The organism is Halomonas urmiana (assembly GCF_005780185.1).
GTDB lineage: Bacteria > Pseudomonadota > Gammaproteobacteria > Pseudomonadales > Halomonadaceae > Halomonas > Halomonas urmiana.
Genome location: NZ_VBUI01000007.1, coordinates 23,276 through 44,447 on the forward strand (window position 1 = coordinate 23,276; position 21,172 = coordinate 44,447).

The window sequence follows — 21,172 nt, forward strand, 5'->3', positions numbered from 1 at the left end:
CGATAGCTTCGCGCCGGGCCCGCTGCGTGGGGCGGTCAGGTCATGCGCTGCAGGCTGCGCTCCCCCAGCCACCACTGGTGCGCCAGGGCGGCGAGCACATGGCCGGCGATGGCGAACCACAGCAGGTTGACGAGCACCTCGTGGGTCTCCTCGAAGGCCTCCTCGAGCCACTCGATCTCGCCATCCGCCGCGACCAGCGGCGCGCCGAAGAGGGCCACGCCCTCGCCGCTACCGATGGCCGTCAGCAGGCCGCTCAGCGGGATGACCAGGAGCAGGGCATAGAGGGCCAGGTGGCCGAGCTTCGCGGCCAGGCGCCAGTGGGCGGGCGGGGCCGGGCGGCCACGGTTGACGGCGCGCCAGGCCAGGCGGAAGACGAGCAGCGCCAGCAGCGTCATGCCGATGCTCTGGTGCAGGGACATCGCGGCGGCTTCGCCGAGGCCCTCAAAGGCCTCCATCCACCAGTCGCTGCCCAGCATCAGCAGCACTATCAGGGCCATGGACCAGTGAAGGGCGCGGGAGACGGCGCCATAGCGGTGTTCGGTATCGAGCCAGTTCATCGGGATCACTCCTCTCTGTGGGGACATGATCCGTCTTACACCTGGTCGCCTTGCAGGAGCCTGAACGCCTCGTTCATCCGGCATTCATGTGGCGAGCCCCCGCCGGCGCTTCGCGCCGCGCGACTCAGCCCGCCGAGCCGCCGACAAGTCCCACCACGCTGACCAGTATGAGGACCCCGCCGAGCACCCGGAAGTAGAGGTTCGTGCGGCTGGCGAGCAGGTGCTGGTGGGCGCGTTCGCCCAGCAGGTGGCCGAGCAGGGCGCAGGGCAGCAGCCACAGGTGGTGGATGAGCTGCAGGTCGACCCCGGCGATCAGGAACGACACCATCTTGATCAGCACCAGGATGAACCACAGCGCGAAGAGGGTATCGCGCAGCTGGTGGGCGGCGACATGGGAGGCGAACACCGCGACGATCAGCGGGGCGCCGATCAGCGAGGTGCCGCTGACGTAGCCGCCCAGGACCAGCAGGATCGCGTCCAGGACACGGCTGTTGCTGCGAAAGGGCCTGTCGAGCACGTAGCCGACCGCGTAGACCATCACGATGACGAAGATGATGCTGCTCAGAACATTGCCCGGCAGGGTGAGCAGGCCGATGACCCCGATCAGCTTGGGGATGATCATGACCTTCATCGCCTTGAGCAGGTAGCCCCAGTCGATGTTGCCCTCGCTCGGCGTCCGACCGCCGTTCTCGGCCACCAGCAGCCGGTGGCCGCGCCAGGCAATCCAGCTGGAGAAGATCAGCAGGTGGACGGCGATGATCGGCAGGAACACCAGCGGCTCGTCGAGCACCAGCAGCAGGAAGGGCAGCGACAGCACGGCGCCGCCGAAGCCCAGGCTGGTGCGCACGAATCCGCTCCAGACGAAGATCAGCCCGATCAGCACAAGCTGGGGAATCTCGAGGTCGGCCATCAGGGCGCTCCTTTCCCGTATGGAAGTGTCATGTCCGATGTGGACGTGTCATGGCGCCAACGCGCCCCAGACGCCGGTGAGCACCTCCAGCGCCTCGGCGATCACCGCCTCCTCGCCGCGGTCGCGGCGCCAGACGAAGCTCAGCGCGCAGGGCAGGCGCACGCCCTCGGCGACCGTCAGGCCGCGCTCCTGGCGCTCCGTCATGGCCAGGGCGTCCCGAGCCAGGCTGAGCCCCACCCCGGCGCGTACCAGGTCCAGCATGCAGGCTTCCTGGTCCACCTGGGCCACGCCGTTGGGCACGATGCCCAGCGGGTCGAGCACGCCGTGCAGGAGGCGGTGATGGGCGGAATTCTTGGGCGTGGTGATCCACGGCAGGGTGGCGAGCCGGGACCAGTCGGCGCCGGCCAGACGGCTGCCCCAGCCGGCCGGGGCGATCACGTGGTAGTCGAAGTGGGTGAGCTCGCAATGGGCGATTTCCGGGTCGCCCGGCCCCTCGCCGGGCGGCGCCAGGAAGAAGCCCACGTCGAGCTCCCCGCGCCGCACCCACTCCAGCACCGTCCCGCTCATGCCGTGTTGCAGCTCGGTCTCGAGCTGCGGGGCTCGCTCCACCAGGCGGTTCAGAAAAGCGCCCAGGCGGATGAACTCGGGATCGACGATGGTGCCGATCTTCAGCCGGCCACGCAGGGTGCTGTGCAGGGCACGGGCGTTCTGCTCGAAGGCGGCCATGGCCGCGAGGGCCTTCTCGGCGGCGGGGACCAGGGCCTGGCCGTCGTCGGTCAGCGACAAACCCTTGGAATGTCGCTGGAAGAGCGTGAGGCCCAGGGCCTCCTGAAACAGCTTGAGCTTCAGGCTGACCGCCGGCTGGGTCAGATGCAAACGCTCGGCGGCTCGTGACACGCTGCCCTCCCGGGCGACGGTGACGAAGGCGCGCAGGGTCTGAAGCTCCTGCATGGTGGTGTGTCGCTCCTGTGTCCTGAGATATTTATAAACCTTATATCCCGGTTAGAAATTACTCAATTGATCCTGGTAACGGTCCAGCTAATCTTGGCGTTCATGGCATCGCTTCTGATATCAGCAGTGATGCGCTCTGACGATGATCCCATCAACGACAAGACGAGGCGACCATGACCACAGCCAGCATCCAGCATTATATTAATGGGCAAATGTCACCCGGCGAATCCGGCCAGCACCAGGCCGTGACCAACCCGGCCACCGGCCGGGTGACCGGCCGGGTGGCCCTGGCCTCCCCGGCCGATGTGGCCACGGCCGTGGTCGCCGCCAAGGCCGCCTTCCCCGCCTGGGCCGATACCCCGCCGATCCGCCGCGCGCGGGTGCTGTTCCGGTTCCTCGAACTGCTCAATGCGCACAAGGATGAGCTGGCCGAAGCCATTACCCGGGAGCACGGCAAGGTGTTCACCGATGCCCAGGGCGAGGTGGCTCGCGGCATCGACATCGTCGAGTTCGCCTGCGGCATCCCGCAGCTGCTCAAGGGCGACTACACCGAGCAGGTCAGCACCGGCATCGATAACTGGACCACGCGCCAGCCGCTGGGCGTGGTCGCCGGTATCACCCCGTTCAACTTCCCGGCCATGGTGCCGATGTGGATGTTCCCGCTGGCCATCGCCGCCGGCAATAGCTTCGTCCTCAAGCCGAGCCCGCTGGATCCCAGCGCCTCGCTGCTGATGGCCGACCTGTTCAAGCAGGCTGGGTTGCCGGACGGCGTGTTCAACGTAGTGCAGGGCGACAAGGACTCGGTGGAGGCGCTGCTCGACCACCCCGACGTCAAGGCGCTTTCGTTCGTCGGCTCCACCCCCATCGCCAACCTGATCTACGAGCGTGGTGCGCGCAACGGCAAGCGTATCCAGGCCCTGGGGGGCGCCAAGAACCACATGGTGGTGATGCCCGACGCCAACCTCGACAAGGCCGTCGATGCCCTGATCGGTGCGGCCTATGGCTCCGCCGGCGAGCGCTGCATGGCGATCAGCGTGGCGGTGCTGGTGGGTGATGTGGCCGACACCATCGTGCCGCGCCTGGCGGAGCGAGCGAAGGCGCTGAAGATCAAGAACGGCCTGGAGCTGGATGCCGAGATGGGCCCCATCGTCACGGCCCAGGCTCACCAGCGCATCACCGGCTACATCGACAAGGGCGTGGCCGAGGGCGCCGAACTGGTGGTCGACGGTCGTGACTTCGATCCCTCCGTGACCGGTGACGGCTGTGCCGACGGCTTCTGGATGGGCGGCACCCTGTTCGATCACGTCACGCCGGAGATGACCATCTACAAGGAGGAGATCTTCGGTCCGGTGCTGGTCTGCGTGCGGGTGCCGGACGTGGCCACGGCGATCCAGCTGATCGACGATCACGAGTTCGGCAACGGCGTGAGTTGCTTCACCGAGAGCGGCAGCGTGGCCCGTGAGTTCGGCCGCCGCATCCAGGTGGGCATGGTGGGCATCAATGTGCCGATCCCGGTGCCGATGGCCTGGCACGGCTTCGGCGGCTGGAAGCGCTCGATGTTCGGTGACACCCACGCCTACGGCGAGGAGGGCGTGCGCTTCTACACCAAGCAGAAGTCGATCATGCAGCGCTGGTCGAGCTCCATCGAGCACGGGGCCGAGTTCGCGATGCCGACGTCCAAGTAACTCCTCCCTCAACGACCGACAGGCATGCCGGCCGGCCAGGTGGTGTCCGCCAACTGACCGTGTAACGCCACCCGGGTGGCGGTATGGCCGGCATGTCGAACGAGAGCATGCCATGGCTGACCATTCCAACGACAAGCAAGCCTTCGACTACATCGTGGTGGGCGCCGGCACTGCCGGCTGCCTGCTCGCCAACCGCCTCAGTGCCGATCCGGCCAACCGGGTGTTGCTGATCGAGGCGGGCGGTCGTGACAACTACCACTGGATTCATATCCCGGTGGGCTACCTCTACTGCATCGACAATCCCCGTACCGACTGGCGGTTTCGCACCGAGCCGGACCAGGGCCTGAACGGCCGCTCCTTGATCTATCCTCGCGGCAAGACGCTCGGTGGCTGCTCCAGCATCAACGGCATGCTCTACCTGCGTGGCCAGGCTCGCGACTACGACGGTTGGGCCGAGCTCACCGGCGACGACGCCTGGCGCTGGGAGAACTGCCTTGCCGACTTCATGAAGCATGAGGATCACCATCGCCTGGATGACGGGGGAGACGCCGATGCCGCCCACCGTGACTTCCATGGCCACGGAGGTAAGTGGCGCGTCGAGAAGCAGCGCCTGAAGTGGCAGGTGCTGGATGATTTCGCCACCGCCGCCGTCGAAGCCGGCATTCCACGGACGCGCGACTTCAACCGTGGCGACAACGAGGGCGTCGACTACTTCGAGGTCAACCAGCGCTCTGGTTGGCGCTGGAACACGTCCAAGGCCTTCCTGCGTGGCGTCGAGAAGCGTGGCAACCTGTCCCTGTGGCATTCCACCCAGGTGCTGGGACTCGAGGTCGAGAAGGGCGAAGGCGGCGAGCCGCGTTGCTGTGGTGTCAAGGCCGAGCGGGATGGCGAGAGGGTCGTGGCAACGGCCAGCCGTGAGGTGATCCTCTCCGCGGGCGCGATCGGCTCACCGCAATTGCTGCAGCTCTCGGGGATCGGCCCCGCGGATCTGCTGGCCGCGCACGGCATCCCCGTGGTGGCCGACCTCCCGGGCGTGGGGGAAAACCTGCAGGATCACCTGCAGATCCGCTCGGTGTACAAGGTGACGGGGGCCAAGACCCTCAACACCATGGCCAACTCGCTCATGGGCAAGGCGAAGATCGGCCTGGAGTACGTTCTCAGACGCTCCGGGCCCATGAGCATGGCGCCGTCCCAGCTGTGCGCCTTCACGCGCAGTTCCGAGGACTACGAGCATCCCAATCTCGAGTACCACGTCCAGCCGTTGAGCCTGGAGGCCTTCGGCCAGCCGCTGCACGACTACCCGGCGATCACCGCCAGCGTGTGCAACCTCAATCCCACCAGCCGGGGCGCGGTGCGCATCAAGAGTCGCGACCCGCGCCAGGCACCGGCCATCGCGCCTAACTACCTGAGCACTCCCGAAGATCGTCAGGTGGCCGCGGACTCGCTGCGCGTCACCCGACGCATTGCCGGGCAGCCGGCCTTCGCCAAGTACGCCCCCGAGGAGGTCAAGCCCGGCGTGGAGTACCAGACCGACGAGGACCTGACGCGGCTGGCCGGCGACATCGGCACCACCATCTTCCATCCGGTAGGCACCGTGAAGATGGGGCGCGACGACGACCCCATGGCGGTCGTCGACTCCCACCTTCGCGTACGCGGTCTTCGGAGTCTGAGAGTCGTCGATGCCAGCATCATGCCCACCATCACCAGCGGCAATACCAATTCGCCGACCCTGATGATTGCCGAGAAGGCGGCGGGATGGATCCTGAAATCTCAATGACGTCCGCCACGATCGGGGGAAGGCGGGGGCGATGTCGGCCCGCCACCTTCCCATCACTTTCCTCGCACTTTCTCGTCACGCGAGAAAAATAAGGTTTGACCTGCCTTCGGCAACGGCGCACTATGCGCGCAGTTGGTTAGCAATTGGAACGTCCAAGCGGTCATCGAAAGCTCATAGCGTCGATTTCCCGGTGAAAGTTTCTTGTTTTACCCACTGCAACTCGGGTATTTCCCGGCACAATCTAACGCTATTCGAGGAATTCGATCATGGCTACTGGTACCGTCAAGTGGTTCAACGACACTAAAGGCTTCGGCTTCATCTCTCCGGACGACAACGGTGACGACCTGTTCGCTCACTTCTCCGAGATCAAGGCAGAAGGCTTCAAGTCCCTGCAAGACGGTCAGAAGGTCTCCTTCGACGTCACTCAGGGCAAGAAAGGCCTCCAGGCTTCCAACATCCAGGTCATCGGCTGAACGTCGACCGATCTTGATGTGACTGCCTGACGGCAGTCGAGAAAGGCCCGCGAAAGCGGGCCTTTCGCGTGGGCGGTCTTTCGGTTTCTATGTTCTAAAAAGTTATTTCTAGATTTCTAAAAATAACTTTTTAGAATAACCGGCGGCGTTCACAATGGGGCTCGTTCTGTTGCGACCGGATCCCCTTCATGCCGCTGGATGCCTGGCTCTCCCTTGCCACCGTGATCGCCGTCTTCCCGTTGATGGCCTTCTCGCGCGTCGGTCCCGACATCGTGCTGCTCGGCGCGGTGATCCTGCTGCTGACCCTCGGCGTGATCGAACCGGCCCAGGCGCTGGCTGGCTTCTCGAGCACGGGCCTGTTTACCGTGGCCTTCATGTACGTGCTGGTGACCAGCATTCGTGAGACCGGTGGCATCGACCTGATCATCCGCCACGTGCTGGGGCGTCCCCGCAGCGAGAGCAGGGCGCTGCTGCGCCTGCTGCTGCCGGTCGCTTCCCTCAGCGCCCTGCTCAACAATACGCCGGTGGTGGCGACCTTCATCCCGGCGGTGCTGAGCTGGAGTCGGCGTGTCGCCGTGCCGGCGCACCGCCTGTTGATGCCGCTCAGCTTCGCCTCGATCCTCGGCGGCACCATCACCCTCTTCGGCACCAGCACCAACCTGGTCGTCCACGGCCTGCTGGTCGATCGCGATCCTTCCCTGGCCATGGGCCTCTTCGACATCGCCTGGGTCGGCGTGCCGGTGGCCCTGGTGGGGTTGCTCTATCTGCTGTTGCTGGGGCCGCGCCTGCTGCCGGCGCGGCGGGGCGCCGCCTCGGCCTTCGACAATCCCCGCGAGTTCACCATCGAGATGGAGGTGGCGCCCGATGGCCCGCTGGTGGATCGCACGGTCGAGGAGGCCGGCCTGCGCCACCTGCAGGCGCTGTTCCTGGTCGAGATCGAGCGCGACGGCAATGTCGTCAGCGTGGTGGGGCCCGGCGAACACCTCAAGGGTGGCGACCGACTGGTGTTCGCTGGCACCAGCGAGGGCGCCGTGGAGCTGCAGCAGATTCGCGGGCTCGTGCCGACTCGCCAGGGCGCTTCCAGCCTCGAGAAGGACTTCAAGGAGCGGCGCCTGGTGGAGGCGGTGGTCTCCGGCCAGTGCCAGTTCATCGGCCGGCGCATTCGCGATGGCCACTTCCGCACCCTCTACGGTGCGGCAGTGCTGGCGGTCTGCCGGGGCGGCGAGCGGGTCGCCGGCAACCTCGGCCAGATCCGCCTGCAGCCCGCCGATGTGCTGCTGCTGGAGGCGCGGCCGCCCTTCATCGAGCGTCATCGCCAGTCGCGGGACTTCCTGCTGATCAGCAAGGTCAACGGCGCCGCGCGCCCGGTCCACGAGAAGGCCTGGCTGGCCTGGGTCATCCTGGCGGGGGTGGTGGTGCTGGCCACTTTCGGGGTGATGAGCATGATGAAGGCCGCCATGCTCGGGGCGCTGCTGGCACTGGCCACTGGCTGCTGCTCGGTCGGGGCGGCGCGGCGCGGACTCGATACCCAGGTGCTGCTGACCATCGCCGCTTCCTTCGGGCTCGGGGCCGCCCTGGAGAGTTCGGGCGCCGCGGCCACGCTGGCCGGCCTGGCGCTGGTGCTGGCCGACGGCAATCCCTGGCTGTTGCTGGTGGGAAGCTATCTGCTGGTGGCCCTGCTCACCGAGCTGGTCACCAACAACGCGGCCGTGGTGATCACCTTCCCGGTAGTCATGGCCGGAGCGGAGAGCCTCGGTGTGAGTCCCATGCCCTTCGTGGTGGCGGTGATGTTCGCCGCCTCGGCGAGCTTCCTGACGCCGATCGGCTACCAGACCAACCTCATGGTGAACGGCCCCGGAGGCTATCGCCTCGGCGACTTCCTGCGCCTCGGTGGCCCCTTGAACCTGCTCATCGCCCTGGTGGCGCTGACCCTGATCCCGCTGTTCTGGCCCTTCTGAGCGTGCTCGCCGCCGGGCGGCGTTTGCGGTAGGGTGTCGTCCTTCGACCGACCCGATTTCCGGCCCAGGAGGCGACTTCATGAACCACCCCGGCGAACTGATCATCGAGCCGAGAAACGGCCAGCCGGCCGACGCCTGTGTCATCATCCTGCATGGCCTGGGCGCCGACGGCCGCGACTTCGAGCCACTGGTGCCGGCACTGCCTCTGCCCGACGAGGCCGCGGTGCGCTTCATCCTGCCCCATGCACCGCGTCTTCCGGTGACCGTCAACGGCGGCATGACCATGCCGGCCTGGTATGACATCAAGGAGATGAGCCTCGACCGGCAGATCGACGAGCCGCAGCTGCTGGCCTCCGCCGAGCGTATCCAGGCCATGGTGCGCGAGCAGATCGAGCATGGCATCGACAGTCGCCGGATCATCGTGGCGGGCTTCTCCCAGGGCGGCGCGGTGGCCTACCAGGCGGCGCTCTCCTTCGAGGCACCGCTGGGCGGCCTGCTGGCGCTCTCCACCTACTTCGCCACGGCCGACAGCATCACCCTGTCCGAGGCTAATCGCGCGCTGCCCATCGAGGTCCACCACGGTAGCTTCGATCCGGTGGTGCCCGAGGCGCTGGGCAGGGCCGGATACGATCGTGTGCTGTCGCTCGGGTATCCAGCGCACTATCGCCGCTATCCCATGGCCCATGCGCTCTGCCCGCAGCAGATCAGCGATATCGGCCGCTGGCTGGCCGAGCGGCTCGCGCGCTGAGCGGCGGCTGGCCATGCCCGATCGTGACGCTCGCGTGATGGCCGCTACCTCCTCGGCGGGCGTGTTACGCGTCTGCTGGCGATGCGCGCGTCCCAACTTCCTGGTGCTGGCGCCGCTCTGCGCGGGACTCGCGGTGACCAGCGCCTGGCTCGACGGCCGGGCGCCGGAGGGCGCCGCGATTCTGCTGGTGCTGCTCGCCGCGCTGCTGGCCCATGCCGCGGTCAACCTGTTCAACGAGCATCACGACTTCGCGAGCGGCCTGGATGCTACCACCCGGCGTACGCCTTTCTCTGGTGGCAGCGGCGCGCTACCCGAGCATCCAGATGCGGCCCGGGCGGTGCATCGTGCCGCACTGGCCTGCCTGGCTGGGGTCGTGATCATTGGCGCCTGGTGCCTGTGGCGTGCCGGCCCCGCGCTGCTGCTCTACGGCCTGCTCGGCCTGGCGCTGGTGGTGGCTTATACCGGCTGGCTGACTCGCCGGCCCTGGCTCTGTCTGATGGCGCCGGGGGTGGGGTTCGGTACGCTGATGGTGATCGGGGCGAACCATGCCCTCACCGGCGGCTTCTCCGCCACGGCGCTGGCCGTCTCGGCGGTGCCGACCCTGATGGTCAGTGCCCTGTTGCTGGCCAACCAGTTGCCGGACATCGAGCCCGACCGCTGGGTGGGACGCCATCACCTGGCCATCATGCTGGGCGCCCGGCGGGCGGCACGCCTGGTGGCGGTGCTGGTGTTTGGCGCCTTCCTGGTGGTCCCGCTGGCCTGGGCCGCGGGCTGGCTGCCAGCCGAGACCGGCCTGATGTGGCTGGCCGCGCCCGTGGCCCTTCGACTCATCGTGGGCCTCTGGCGGCTGCCGAGCGACGTGGATGCCGGCGATTTCGCCGGGTTGTTGCCACTGCTGGGACTCAACGTTGCGCTGCTGCTGGCGAGCCTTTCGCTGCTCAACCTGGGGCTCTGGCTCGCCGCCTGAGGCATCGGCTCGAATGGCGGCGGCGCCGAAGATCTGTGGTCCTGCCGTGCGTTGGGCATCGGACATGTGTCCTCGACCATCCTGGGCTAGGGTGTGAGATGTACGAGGGGCAGGAGAGCCTTCATGATCGACGCGGGGAAGCCCGGGACGGTGGGCATGGCACGCATCAGGGATCACTGGCGGCACTGGGCCTCGTCCCGGAGGCAGCAGGCATCGCTGGCCTCGTCGCTGCTGGACGGTTTCCCAGGCGTGGCGATGCTCGTCGATGCCGATGGCATCATCCTGAGCGTCAACCCCGGCTTCGAGCACTACAGCGGTCACCCGGCCCACACGATGCTCGGTCGTCGCGTCACCTGCCTGGACGTGGATCCATTGCACGGCGATATCCGCCGGGCTCTGGCTTGCTGCATGGCACGTCGTTCGCCCTGGCGAGGGGTGCTGCTGTGCCGCCGGGCTGACGGGCAGGAAATCCATCAGCAGGGTGTCTTCCAGCCGCTGGAGACTCGGCCGGGTGAGGCGCTGCGCCTGCTGGTGACCCTGCACGACATCACCGAACTGCATCAGGGCGCCCTGCACGATCATGCCCTGCTCGCCTCCCTTCAGGGGACGCTCGACCGGCTCCCCGGCGTGGTCTTCCAGCTTCGCCAGTCGGCGCGGGGCGATCTCGAGTTCCGCTACTTCAGTGCCGGGCTTCAGGCGCTGGCGGGTCTCTCGTCGCAGACCGTGATGGATAGCGCCGAGACGCTGCTGGGGCGGGTCCACGATGACGATCGTCAGCGGCTCAGCACCGTCCTGGCGCAGTCGGCGGTCAGCCTGACGCCCTGGACGCTGGAGTTTCGCCTCGCCCTCGGTGACGACGTCCGCTGGATCGAGGGGCGGGCTACCCCCCTCCGGCAGCGTGACGGCGACACCCTGTGGGACGGCGTGCTGCTGGATATCACCGCGCGCAAGGGGGAAGAGCAGCGCACCCAGAAGCTGGTCAGCACCGACATGCTCACCGGGGTGCTCAATCGTCGTGCCTTCTTCGATTATGGTGAGGCCGTACGAGCCCTCGCCGCGCGTCATGGACGGGCGGTGCCCCTGGCCATGCTCGATATCGATCACTTCAAGCAGCTCAACGATACGCATGGCCATGCCGCCGGCGACCTGGCCCTGCAGGCGTTCGCCACGACCTGTCGCGACTGCCTGCGCCCCTACGATCTCTTTGCGCGCATCGGCGGCGAGGAGTTTGCCGTCATGCTGGTGGATACGTCGCCAGAGGAAGCCTGGAGCGTGCTGGAGCGTCTGCGCGCCGCGGTGGAGGCGATCGCACTCGATGTGCACGGCGAGATTCTGGACGTGACGGTCAGCCTGGGACTGGCGGTGATGCCCCCGCAGGGCAGCCTCGAGCTCGCTCTCTCCCAGGCCGACGGCGCGCTCTATCGCGCCAAGCACGAGGGGCGCAATCGCCTCGTCCCGGCGCCGGGCTACCCTGAGCCCCAGGAGCGCGCCCGCTGATCGCGAGCCGAATGGCTGGAGAAACGCCGTCGAGATCGGCAGGATGGGGATTACTGACACCACAACACGAGGAGCCATGCCATGTCCCTGTCGGAAGACTTTCGCCTGCCGGTCGCCTGTCCGAGTTGCGGCAGTCACCTGATGCGGGTCTCCCAGGTGAAGAACCCCGATGACCAGGTGCACTGCGCCTCCTGCCATCGTTTCATCTGCCTGTGGCACGAGGCGCAGTCCGTGCTGAGAAAGGGGCCCGGCAGCGAGAGCGAGGCCCTGATCGAGAAGGCGGTCAACCGCGGTGCCTGAGGAGCCATCGCTAAGCGAACCATCGCGAGGCGAATCTCCGCGTGGTGGACCATAAAGAAGGGCCGGGCCGCGAGGCGCCGGCCCTTCGGCGTTGAGGTCGGTTCCTCTTGAAGCGGTGCCTTTTAGAGCAGCTCCTCGCCGGCCAGGGCCAAGCGTGAGCGCTCGACGCTCTTGAGGGTGACGTGGCCGGCGTGGGGCCAGTCGCGGAAGTGCTGGACCACCGCCGCCATGCCGCAGGTGTTGGCGGTGAGGTAGGGGGTGTCGATCTGACCGACATTGCCCAGGCAGACGATCTTGGTATTGCGCCCGGCCCGGGTGATCAGCGACTTGAGCTGCTTGGGCGTGAAGTTCTGGGCCTCGTCGATGATCAGGAAGGTGTCGTTGAGCGTGCGTCCGCGCATGAAGCCGGGCGCTCGGATCTGCACCCGTGAGCCCAGCAGCTGGCGAGTAGCCTCCTGGTTCCAGGTGCTGCTGCCGTCGTGCTCGTCGCGCAGCAGGTTGTCCATGTTGTCATGGAAGGCGCCCATCCAGGGCGACATCTTCTCCTCCTCGGTGCCGGGCAGGTAGCCGATGTCTTCGCTCATGGAGATAGGCGCCCGCGTGAAGACGATGCGCTCGAAGCGCTTGCTGTCCAGGGTCTGCTGGAAGGCGGCGGCCAGCGTCATGAAGGTCTTGCCGGTGCCGGCACTGCCGGCGATGGTGACCAGGTCGATCTCCTCGTCCATCAGCAGGTTGAGGGTGAAGTTCTGGCGGCTGTCATGGGCATGCACGCCCCACACGCTGGTACCGTGACGGTAGTTGGTGAGCAGCTCCAGGTGGGCGTGCTTCGGCCCCACCTCGCGCACGATGGCCTCGAAACTGGCCCCCTCGTCGCTGTCGGAGACCAGCATGCCCAGGTGCCACTCGCGAGGCATGTCGCCGCCGAGACGATAGAAGACGCGATGATCCCGGCGCTCGACCTTCACGTCTACCTCGAGGCTGTCCCACAGCCCGCTACCGTCGTGGCCGGCATCGGGATAGACCCGGGCGCCGTCGATCATGGCGTCGCTGTCATCGAAGGCGCGATCGGTGAGGTAGTCTTCGACCGGCACCTCTAGGGCCGCCGCCTTGACCCGCAGGTTGATGTCCTTGGTGACCAGGATCACCGAGGCGTCGGGGCGCTCGTCGCGCAGGCGGCAGGTCTCGGCCAGCAGCCGGTTGTCGGGGCTCTCCTCGAGCGGGTCCAGCGGTTTCAGGTCGTTGTAGCAGAGCAGGCGCAGGCGACCCTCGGGACCGACGAGTCTAGGGATGGGAATGCCGTTGCGAATCTGGTCGATATCGACGTTGGCGGTGAGGTCCGAGAGGGTGCGGCTGACTTGGCGGGCGGTGCGGGCGATCTCGCGGATGCCGTTCTTGTGCTTGTCGAGCTCCTCGAGCACGGTCATGGGGATGACGACCTCGTGCTCGTCGAACTGGTAGAGGGCGGCGGGGTCGTGGATCAGGACGTTGGTGTCCAGCACGTAGAGCCGGGTGGCCTTCTTGTCGATGAGTACCATCGGCGCAGTTCTCCTGGTGTCATGGTGTCGACACTGCCGGCGCGCGATGTCAGATAGGTGACAGCGGCGCAAGCGATGTCGTCCCGCTAGATAGGTGTCGTGTCGCCTCCTGGTGGCCTGGTTGTCGTAGCTACCGGCGCAGTGCCAGCCTGATTCGAGCATGGACGCCGTTTACGGATGCTGCAATGCAATATCATGATGCGCCATCAACGCTGGCTCAGCGAGCGGATTCGACCTCCTGGAAGATGCGTTCCATGTCCAGCGTGGAGCGATGGCCCAGCGCCTCGAAGTGATCGGCCAGCCAGGCCTCGGTGGCTGCGCGCCCCAGGTCGTGCAGATGGCACAGGAAGGCCCACTCGGCATTGAGCTTGCTGGACACCGAGAGGTGCGAGAGAGGCTCGTCGCCGCTGAGGTGGTGGAGCCGGGCCTCCCCGTAGCAGCCGATGTCGATGTCATGATCACCGAGCAGCTTCTGCAGTACCGCGATCATGCGCACCTCCTTGATCAGGGCGGCATTGAAGGTGATCTCGTTGAGACGGTTGAGGATGTCAGCGGCGCTGGTCGGCAGCTCCTGACGATGCATGGGCGTGATCTGTACCATCAGGATGTCGCCCGCCGTGCAGTCGTGCAGCAGTGGTGAGAGCGAGGGGTTGCCCATGTAGCCGCCGTCCCAGTAGGCCTCGCCGTCGATCTCCACGGCCTGGAAGACGGTGGGCAGGCAGGCCGACGCCATCACCGCATCGAGGCTCATTTCCTCGCGGGAAAAGATCCGCTGCTTGCCGCTGCGCACGTTGGTGGCGGTGACGAAGAGCTTGAGATGCTCGCAGGCGCGTACTCGGTCAAAATCGACTCGCTTGGCGACGATGTCGCGCAGCGGATTGAGGTTGAGGGGATTGAAGTGGTAAGGCGAGACCAGCCGGCTCATCAGATCCAGGGCGAGGTAGCCCGGGGAGTGGTCGAGGCTCCAGTTGCCGGTCATCACGTCCAGCGGGGTGCGGCGCACGGGGCTTGCCATGCCCGCTCGGCTCACCGCCCGCCAGAAGTCATGCAAGGCCACGCGGGCGGTGGATTCGTCGCCGCGGGTCAGGGCATCGGCCATCACCACGCCGTTCATGGCGCCGGCACTGGTCCCGCTGATGCCCTCGATCTCGATGCGCTCGTCTTCGAGTAATCGGTCCATCACTCCCCAGGTGAAGGCGCCGTGAGCGCCCCCGCCCTGCAGGGCCAGGTCGATCCGTCGTCTCTCGCTCATTTTCGCTCCTTAGCTTGTTTAGCTGCTGTTGCAGCGCATCATCTCCAGCTTAACGGCAGTAATGGAGAGCGGCCAGCCGACTGCTGGTCGGTCTGGTGCTGTTATCGATGCCTGACTGTAACGTTGCCGAGTCACTTCATGTGCTATCGGTAATCTTCTGTTTCTGAAATGAATTAGCGGTATATCAGGCTTTCTTGCCGATCCACTGTTTCATAAATGATGCACTAACCGTTCAGTTACAAAACGGCGTGGCGATGCCTTCACCGGTTGTTAAGTGTCCGGCTTATATAAATTTCCCGTTTTTACAGTCGATTACATGCAGTAGTTTCTTAACTGGCATGGATCATGCTCCTGGATTAGTGACTGCGAGCAGGATGCGTCATTCAAGGGTCCAGAATCGAATGCTTAGGACGATGGCGCGAGTTCGCAGGCTGCAGCAGACACAACAAATGGAGACATGATCATGAAAAAGTATCTCGTAGTAGCGGGTACCCCTCTGCTGGCCATGGTGATGGCCATCTCCACGGCGCATGCCAACCCGAGCGCAGGCTTCGCCGATGAAGTCGACCAGCAAGTGAATTCCACGGCCACCGCGGTTGGCGGCAACAGCGGTAACGCCAATGGTGGTGCTGGTAGCGGCTTGGGCTTTGGTGGAAATGCTAATGGAGGCACAAACAACGACGACTCCAACGATGACCAATCCATCGGGGCCAATGGTGGTACCGGCGGCTATGGTGCCGGGACCGGCACCGGTGGCAACGGCGGCTCGGTTGGTCGTGGCGGCGATGCCTGGGCCATGAGCGAGTCCTATAACACCTCTACCAGCGTCATCTCCCTGCAGGAGATGAACTCGAACGTCACGGGCGCCACTATCAATATCAATGGTGGTGGCGGTGCTGCCGGTGCTAACGGTGGACAAGGTGGCGGTGCGCTTTCCGCCAACGTCGGCATCGGTGTCGGTGGCGCAGGCGGTAACGGTAATGGCGGTGACGGCGGTGATGCCGGTGCGATTACCTTGACCGATGCCTCAGGCGGCGATGCCGGTGGTGTCGGGCTCGGTGCTGGCGTGGGCACTGGTGCCGGCCAAGGCGGAAACTCTAATGCCGGTGCTGGCTCTTTGTCAGGTGCTGGCGCCGGTAACTTGGCTGGCATCGGAACAGTCAATGATGACTTCTCCGATGATGACTCCACGGGGAGCTTCGACTCAGCGCAGGACGCTGCGGCTGACTCTGCAGCCACTGCCGACGCAAGTACCGGTGACGGAGGTGCGGGAACCGGCACCGGGACTGGCGACGGTACCGGTACTGGCACGGGTACTGCCGGCGCCGGTGGTTCCGGTGGCGATGCTGGTGCCCTGGCCGGCAACGGCGGCAACGGCAACGGTGGCGGCGGCGGCGGTGGCACTGCCACCACCGGTGATGCTTACGCCTATGCCGGCAATGGCGGGGCAGGCGGCAACGGTGGTAACGGCGGGGCAGCCAGCCTGGCCACCGGCGCGGCCAATGTGTCCGTGGGTAGTGGAACGTTCGGTGGCATCAACAACATGAACGTGTCCACCGGCCTCTACAACTCCCAGCTGTCCGGCACCAGCGTGGCGGCTCACAGCAACGTGAGCATCGGCAACTGATCCGGAGCGCATGATGCGCTGATACGACGCAAGAGTCGGGAGCCGGTGGAGGAAACTCCACTGGCTCCTCGATGAAACGTCCCTATGGACCGGAGTTCGGGAGTTCACGCCATGAAGAATGCGACATTCAGTTCATGTTCCGGCAGGGGCCGTCATCGCCACACGGCGACGGTCTCACTTCTCCTTGCGGCGCTGCTGGCGGTGGGTGCGTCAAATAGTCAGGCTGAGACCAGCACTACCCTGTACCAAGAAACCGCCGCGGTCGGAAGCGACATCGATGAGAGCCGCATGGAGGGAGTTGCGGAGGGCTTTGCGGCCATGGAGCAGCTGGATCTCACGACCATGGAGCAGGCCAGGGCCCGGGAAGGGCAGAGGATCATCAATGTCAACACGGTCAAGAGCGTCCAGAAGATGAAGGCGTCGGTGAATGACACCTCCTTCGATATCGGGGGAAACATGGTGTCGGGGAATATCACCTTCGCGCCGGAAGCGTTGGGCAGTTATAACGGCACCGGCATCTTCAGCGCCGTCACCGGTAACGGCAACTCCATCAATAACGCGGTGGGGATCAGCGTGTTCATCTCAGACTAACGCGACGACTGTCCGTCACATGACACGCCCACCAAGGGATGATTCGACATGAACGTGCATCGGAGTCTTTGCTGTGGCATGGCATCACTGCTGCTCATTGCGAGCAGCATGGACGCCATCGCCGGTCAGGTGACCATTGCCGGTCGGTTCGGCAACTTTCAGGTCGAGGCCAAGAGCCTGCAGGAAAAGGGCTGGGACCGGGTGATTCGACAGGAGTACGACTTCAGCTGTGGGTCGGCCGCTGTGGCGACGCTGCTGACCTACCACTATCAACGCGACACCACCGAGGCTGAGGTCTTCGAGACCATGATTCGTGCCGGAGACGCCGAGAAGATCCAGCGATATGGGTTTTCCATGCTCGACATGAAGCGCTACCTGGATGGCCGTGGACTCAATGCCGATGGGTTCCGGATCTCGCTGGATGATTTCATTCGCATCGGCGTGCCGGCCATCACCATGGTGAACACCGGAGGCTACAAGCACTTCGTCGTCGTCAAGGGGATCGATGCCGACAATATCCTGGTGGGAGATCCCGCCGCCGGTACCCTGGTGGTGCCTCGCGAGCAGTTCGAGCAGGTGTGGAACGGCACGGTCCTCGGTGCTCGCGACGAGATCGAGGTAGCTCGCCAGCATTTCAACCATGACCAGGACTGGGCCGTCCGCCCCGACTCTCCGCTCGCCAGGGGCGTGAACCGCTCGAGCGTCGGTGCCAGCCTGCTGACCCTGCCCGCATATAACGAGCTGGGTCGGTAACGAGGAGGCGACACGATGAACTTTCAGATTTTTAGAGGAGTGACGGCAAGCCCGCTTGGGTGGGCCTGTGCGACTGCTCTGCTGCTGTCGGCTGCCTCTCAGGCGGCAACGCTTTCTTCGGGAATGGTTCCTCCTGAGTCGTTAGCATTGGATCCCACGACTGCTTCCCATCAGCGTTATGGACCTGCAGCGGTTCAGGACGCGGACAGACTCTATGCCGAGGTGTTGCGGTCGCGCGGCGCCCAGGATGGTTTTTACCGCGGCACCGTGATCGCTGATGAGGAAATGGGGCAGATGCGCGCCGGCTTCAACTTCGGGGGACTCGATGTGGATTTCGGCGCCCGCCTGCAGACGCTGATCGACAACCGCGTCGAGATGGTCTCCGTCGTGAACTTCACCCAGGCAGGCGCTAATCTCGTCTCGCAGACCTTTCGTGATCCTGACGGGGCGGCCATACCGGTGGGTAACGGCGCGATCTCGGTGACCGACGCGACACCGGGTGGGGTGGACCTGACGGGCCTCGCCGATTTTTCGGGTATTGCCTTGAACGATGCCAAGGGCTTTACCACCGCCCTGCACAACATCACCCGGGATGCCATCATCAGCGGCGTGGTCAGTAACGCGTCGAGCCGCAACATCCAACAGAGAATCGATATCAGTGTTCGGCTCAACAACATCGGCGCCCTGGACGCCGCCAGGAAACGGGCCGCGATCCTGGATTCCTTCTCCGGCATCCTGCGCTGACACTGATTTTTCCATCGCTCTCGCATCGAACCATAGGCAAAAAAATGAGGCTGCCACTTACAGGCAGCCTCATATTTTTGGATCTATTATTTGCCTTTCCGCACGTTGATGCCGCGCCGGGCGTGTCAGCTTAGAAGACGTTCATGCCGATGGGCATGCGTAGGGTCAAGGTGGTGTCCGGGGCATCCTCGGTGATACCCAGCTCGAGGCCCAGGTTGACGGACACATCCTGATTGAGTGAGTAATTCCAGCCCAGCAACAGGGAGCCGACGTTCAATGTCTGCGACTCTACCCGGGTGATGCTGCCGTCATCCGTATTGATGTATTCGGTCTTGGTCTTGCCGATGAAGTCGTTCTTGTAGCCCAGGGTGAAGGAGGTGCGCGGGTTGATGGCATAGGCCATGCCGAAACTGAGGCGTACGGCATCGCCCGGATCGACGTCGCCGACAACGACATTAACAGGGCTACCATCATTAGTCTCGCCGGAGAGGTTCTGGTTTACGTTGTCTTCCAGATGAAAGACGTAGCCCAGGTTGGCGAAGTAGACCGCCGGCGCCGAGGGCAGCAGCATGGTGATGCTGGGCTCGATCGAATGAAACCCCGTACCGGTCGAGAGTTCCAGCGGGTTGCCTTCGCTGTTGCGGTCGATATCGAAGGGCCCCGTGCCGGTGGTGCTCTTGTAGCGCAGGTTGCCGATGAAGAAGGGCATGCCGTTCTGGCCGCGATTCAGCTGATAGTGGGCGGCCATCTCGATATCGCCCAGGCTGTCGCCGGAGAGATCTTGGTCGATGCTGAAGACATCGTCCTCGCTATCCTCGATCGGGACGTTGATCCTTTCGTTCTCGTCCCGGTAGACGTAGGGCACCTTCATCTCGAGCTCCAGGCGATCGGTGAAGCCGAGGCGGCCGGTCAGCGAGGCGGTGTAGTTGTCGCGGTCGACGTCCTGAGCCGTGAACACCCCGATCAGCAGCGTGCTGAGCACGCTGACCCCTTCGAAGGTCATTCGGTTGATGCTTTCGTGGGAGTACTGGAACTCGGGCTCCAGGATGAGCCGGCCCTTGGGGGTGAGCACCCCCCCGTACTCGGCGATGGCCTGGATCTGCGGTCGCTCTTCCTGCGACTCGGGTTCCTGACCCACCGGCTGGATCTGCGCGTTCTGCGCCGCCTCCTGGGCAAGGGCCGGCAGGCAGGCAACCATGGTGAGAAGGCCCGCAGCATGGCGGACGGTCGAGGTTGCTGAGCTCATAGCTTCGTTCCTTTTCTTGTTGCTTGTCACGCGCCACATTTTACGCTGCACCGGCAGCGCTTCGAGGCGTGCAGTAATGATCCCCGTTGCTTCGGCCCCACCCCTGGGGCGAGCCGTCACGCGCCGGTAAGCGCTGATATAGGCTCATGTTTAGGTTAGTTGAATGGTCTCAGATGTCGATGGAAAGTCTGATGCCGCCTCATCCTGGCCGCTGTTCCTGTCGATCCCATGCTTCTCGAGCAGCCGATACAGGGTGACCCGCGAGATGTCCAGTTCACGCGCCGCGTGAAGTATCTTGTGCTTGTTGCGCGCCAGTGCGGCCTTGATCGCCTCGCATTCTGCCATGTCGCGGGCCTGCTGCAGGGAGTCGCTGCCGCGGGAATGGCCATTGCGACGTTCCAGCCCCAGGTCACCGGGACTGATCAGGCGATGCTCGCACATGATCATGGCGCGCCTTACCCGGTTTACCATTTCGCGTATGTTCCCCGGCCAGCGATGCTGTCGCATCACCACCAGGCTCTCGTGGCTGAATCCTCGTACCTTTGCCGGCTTGTCGGCGAAGAAGCGACGAAAGAAGAAGTTGGCCAGCGGTTCGATGTCCTCCGGGTGCTCCCTGAGGGCGGGAGTTTGCACTTGCAGGACGTTGAGGCGATGGAAGAGGTCCTCTCTGAAATCTCCTCTCTCGACGGCCTTTTCGAGGTCGACATGGGTGGCCGCCAGGACTCTGACATCGACGGGTATCTCCTTGAGCCCGCCGACGCGAAATACCGTCAGGGTCTCCAGAAACCTCAGTAGGTTGACCTGCATGTCCAAAGGAAGGTCGCCAATTTCATCCAGGAAGAGCGTGCCGTCCCGTGAATTCTCGATGATGCCGGTCTTGCGTTGATTGGCCCCGGTGAAAGCGCCTTTCTCATGGCCGAAGAGCTCCGACTGGATGAGTCCTGCGGGAAGCGCGCCGCAGTTGACGACGTTGAACGGTCCCTGACGGCGAGACGATAGCTCATGAATGGCCCGCGCGGTGAGTTCCTTGCCCGTCCCCGACTCTCCGGTGATCAGAACGGGGGCATCGACGGAGGCCACCTTGTGGATGGTGCGGTAGAGGTGCTGCATGACCGGCGTATCGCCAACCATGCGCAAGTCAGCATTCTGCTGGCTCTCTCGGTAAGCATCGTAGCGGTCTTGAAGCTTTGCCATGCCCAGCGCACCCTCGAGGAGCACGTTGATGCTGCGGGTGTCCAGGGGGGCAGCGCGATAGGCAAAGCAGTAGCTGTATATCAGATCGCGAGCCTTGTCACTCAACCGCTCAACATCCTCGACAAGCACGACCCAGTGAAGCGCCGGTGGTTCGGAGGCTCTTTCCATTTCAAGAGGTAGCGATACGGTGTCTTCTTCAACAAAGATAAGTCCAATCCGACAGTCATGATCTTCAACGATAGCCAATGCTTCATGAAGGTTGTTGGGTTGAAAAAATGACCATCCGTGGCGAGAAAGCTCCTCAATGGTGGCCGGTAAGGCCGGGTGATTGCCGATTGCCATGATCTGCCGTGATGACTCCATCATCAGTTGTCCTTATGGTTGCTGGCAACCATCGTTGATGGTGA

19 protein-coding genes are annotated in these 21,172 nt (G+C 64.5%); 12 read left to right on the forward strand and 7 right to left on the reverse strand.

What is annotated here, in order from left to right; all coding sequences use genetic code 11:
* Positions 1–35: 35 nt before the first annotated feature.
* From FEI13_RS05885 to FEI13_RS05895, 3 genes are all read right to left on the reverse strand, one after another.
* Positions 36–557 (reverse strand): cytochrome b, encoded by a 522-nt coding sequence (locus tag FEI13_RS05885; protein WP_138180340.1) that lies wholly within the window; start codon positions 555–557, stop codon positions 36–38.
* 124 nt (positions 558–681) lie between these two features.
* The gene (locus FEI13_RS05890) at positions 682–1,467 is read right to left on the reverse strand and encodes a TSUP family transporter (protein ID WP_138180342.1); all 786 of its coding nucleotides are present in this window, start codon (positions 1,465–1,467) and stop codon (positions 682–684) included.
* A gap of 48 nt (positions 1,468–1,515) precedes the next feature.
* Positions 1,516–2,418 (reverse strand): LysR family transcriptional regulator, encoded by a 903-nt coding sequence (locus FEI13_RS05895; protein WP_138180344.1) that lies wholly within the window; start codon positions 2,416–2,418, stop codon positions 1,516–1,518.
* Positions 2,419–2,591: 173 nt separating this feature from the next.
* Here FEI13_RS05895 and FEI13_RS05900 point away from each other — a divergent pair, with 173 nt between their 5' ends.
* The 8 genes from FEI13_RS05900 to FEI13_RS05935 all read left to right on the forward strand — a co-directional run bounded on the left by FEI13_RS05900 (position 2,592) and on the right by FEI13_RS05935 (position 11,823).
* Positions 2,592–4,103, forward strand: coding sequence for a CoA-acylating methylmalonate-semialdehyde dehydrogenase (locus tag FEI13_RS05900; protein ID WP_138180346.1), 1,512 nt, complete (start codon positions 2,592–2,594; stop codon positions 4,101–4,103).
* Positions 4,104–4,215: 112 nt separating this feature from the next.
* The gene (locus FEI13_RS05905) at positions 4,216–5,880 is read left to right on the forward strand and encodes a GMC family oxidoreductase (protein WP_138180347.1); all 1,665 of its coding nucleotides are present in this window, start codon (positions 4,216–4,218) and stop codon (positions 5,878–5,880) included.
* A 266-nt stretch (positions 5,881–6,146) separates the two neighbouring features.
* The gene (locus FEI13_RS05910) at positions 6,147–6,353 is read left to right on the forward strand and encodes a cold-shock protein (RefSeq protein ID WP_040185674.1); all 207 of its coding nucleotides are present in this window, start codon (positions 6,147–6,149) and stop codon (positions 6,351–6,353) included.
* A gap of 188 nt (positions 6,354–6,541) precedes the next feature.
* A complete protein-coding gene (locus FEI13_RS05915) occupies positions 6,542–8,311 on the forward strand; it encodes an SLC13 family permease (protein WP_138180349.1) in 1,770 nt (589 codons plus the stop codon).
* A gap of 79 nt (positions 8,312–8,390) precedes the next feature.
* Complete coding sequence (locus FEI13_RS05920) at positions 8,391–9,059, forward strand: alpha/beta hydrolase (protein ID WP_138180351.1); 669 nt, start codon at positions 8,391–8,393, stop codon at positions 9,057–9,059.
* A 13-nt stretch (positions 9,060–9,072) separates the two neighbouring features.
* Positions 9,073–10,026, forward strand: a complete 954-nt coding sequence (locus tag FEI13_RS05925) for a prenyltransferase (RefSeq protein WP_240036447.1) — start codon at positions 9,073–9,075, stop codon at positions 10,024–10,026.
* A gap of 123 nt (positions 10,027–10,149) precedes the next feature.
* A complete protein-coding gene (locus tag FEI13_RS05930) occupies positions 10,150–11,523 on the forward strand; it encodes a sensor domain-containing diguanylate cyclase (protein ID WP_138180353.1) in 1,374 nt (457 codons plus the stop codon).
* 81 nt (positions 11,524–11,604) lie between these two features.
* Entirely contained in the window at positions 11,605–11,823 is a 219-nt protein-coding gene (locus tag FEI13_RS05935; RefSeq protein WP_138180355.1) for a hypothetical protein, read from the forward strand.
* Between the two features lie 122 nt (positions 11,824–11,945).
* Here the strand turns inward: FEI13_RS05935 and FEI13_RS05940 are convergent, their stop codons facing one another.
* Together FEI13_RS05940 and FEI13_RS05945 are read right to left on the reverse strand one after the other, a co-directional pair.
* Complete coding sequence (locus FEI13_RS05940; protein ID WP_138180357.1) at positions 11,946–13,358, reverse strand: PhoH family protein; 1,413 nt, start codon at positions 13,356–13,358, stop codon at positions 11,946–11,948.
* Positions 13,359–13,575: 217 nt separating this feature from the next.
* Complete coding sequence (locus FEI13_RS05945) at positions 13,576–14,610, reverse strand: patatin-like phospholipase family protein (RefSeq protein ID WP_138180359.1); 1,035 nt, start codon at positions 14,608–14,610, stop codon at positions 13,576–13,578.
* 463 nt (positions 14,611–15,073) lie between these two features.
* Between FEI13_RS05945 and FEI13_RS19640 the strand changes: the two genes are divergently transcribed.
* The 4 genes from FEI13_RS19640 to FEI13_RS05965 all read left to right on the forward strand — a co-directional run bounded on the left by FEI13_RS19640 (position 15,074) and on the right by FEI13_RS05965 (position 18,325).
* Positions 15,074–16,237, forward strand: a complete 1,164-nt coding sequence (locus FEI13_RS19640; RefSeq protein ID WP_138180361.1) for a hypothetical protein — start codon at positions 15,074–15,076, stop codon at positions 16,235–16,237.
* A 111-nt stretch (positions 16,238–16,348) separates the two neighbouring features.
* Entirely contained in the window at positions 16,349–16,828 is a 480-nt protein-coding gene (locus tag FEI13_RS05955) for a hypothetical protein (protein ID WP_138180363.1), read from the forward strand.
* A 78-nt stretch (positions 16,829–16,906) separates the two neighbouring features.
* Positions 16,907–17,581, forward strand: coding sequence for a C39 family peptidase (locus FEI13_RS05960; protein WP_138180365.1), 675 nt, complete (start codon positions 16,907–16,909; stop codon positions 17,579–17,581).
* Between the two features lie 15 nt (positions 17,582–17,596).
* Positions 17,597–18,325: a hypothetical protein gene (locus FEI13_RS05965; protein ID WP_138180367.1), complete on the forward strand. Its 729-nt coding sequence runs from the start codon at positions 17,597–17,599 to the stop codon at positions 18,323–18,325.
* A 130-nt stretch (positions 18,326–18,455) separates the two neighbouring features.
* On the opposite strand, the gene FEI13_RS05970 is transcribed toward FEI13_RS05965, so the two are convergent.
* On the reverse strand, positions 18,456–19,571 hold the full coding sequence (locus FEI13_RS05970) for a DUF481 domain-containing protein (protein WP_240036449.1): 1,116 nt from the start codon (positions 19,569–19,571) through the stop codon (positions 18,456–18,458).
* A gap of 150 nt (positions 19,572–19,721) precedes the next feature.
* Positions 19,722–21,131, reverse strand: coding sequence for a sigma-54 dependent transcriptional regulator (locus tag FEI13_RS05975; RefSeq protein ID WP_138180369.1), 1,410 nt, complete (start codon positions 21,129–21,131; stop codon positions 19,722–19,724).
* Positions 21,132–21,172 lie beyond the last annotated feature (41 nt).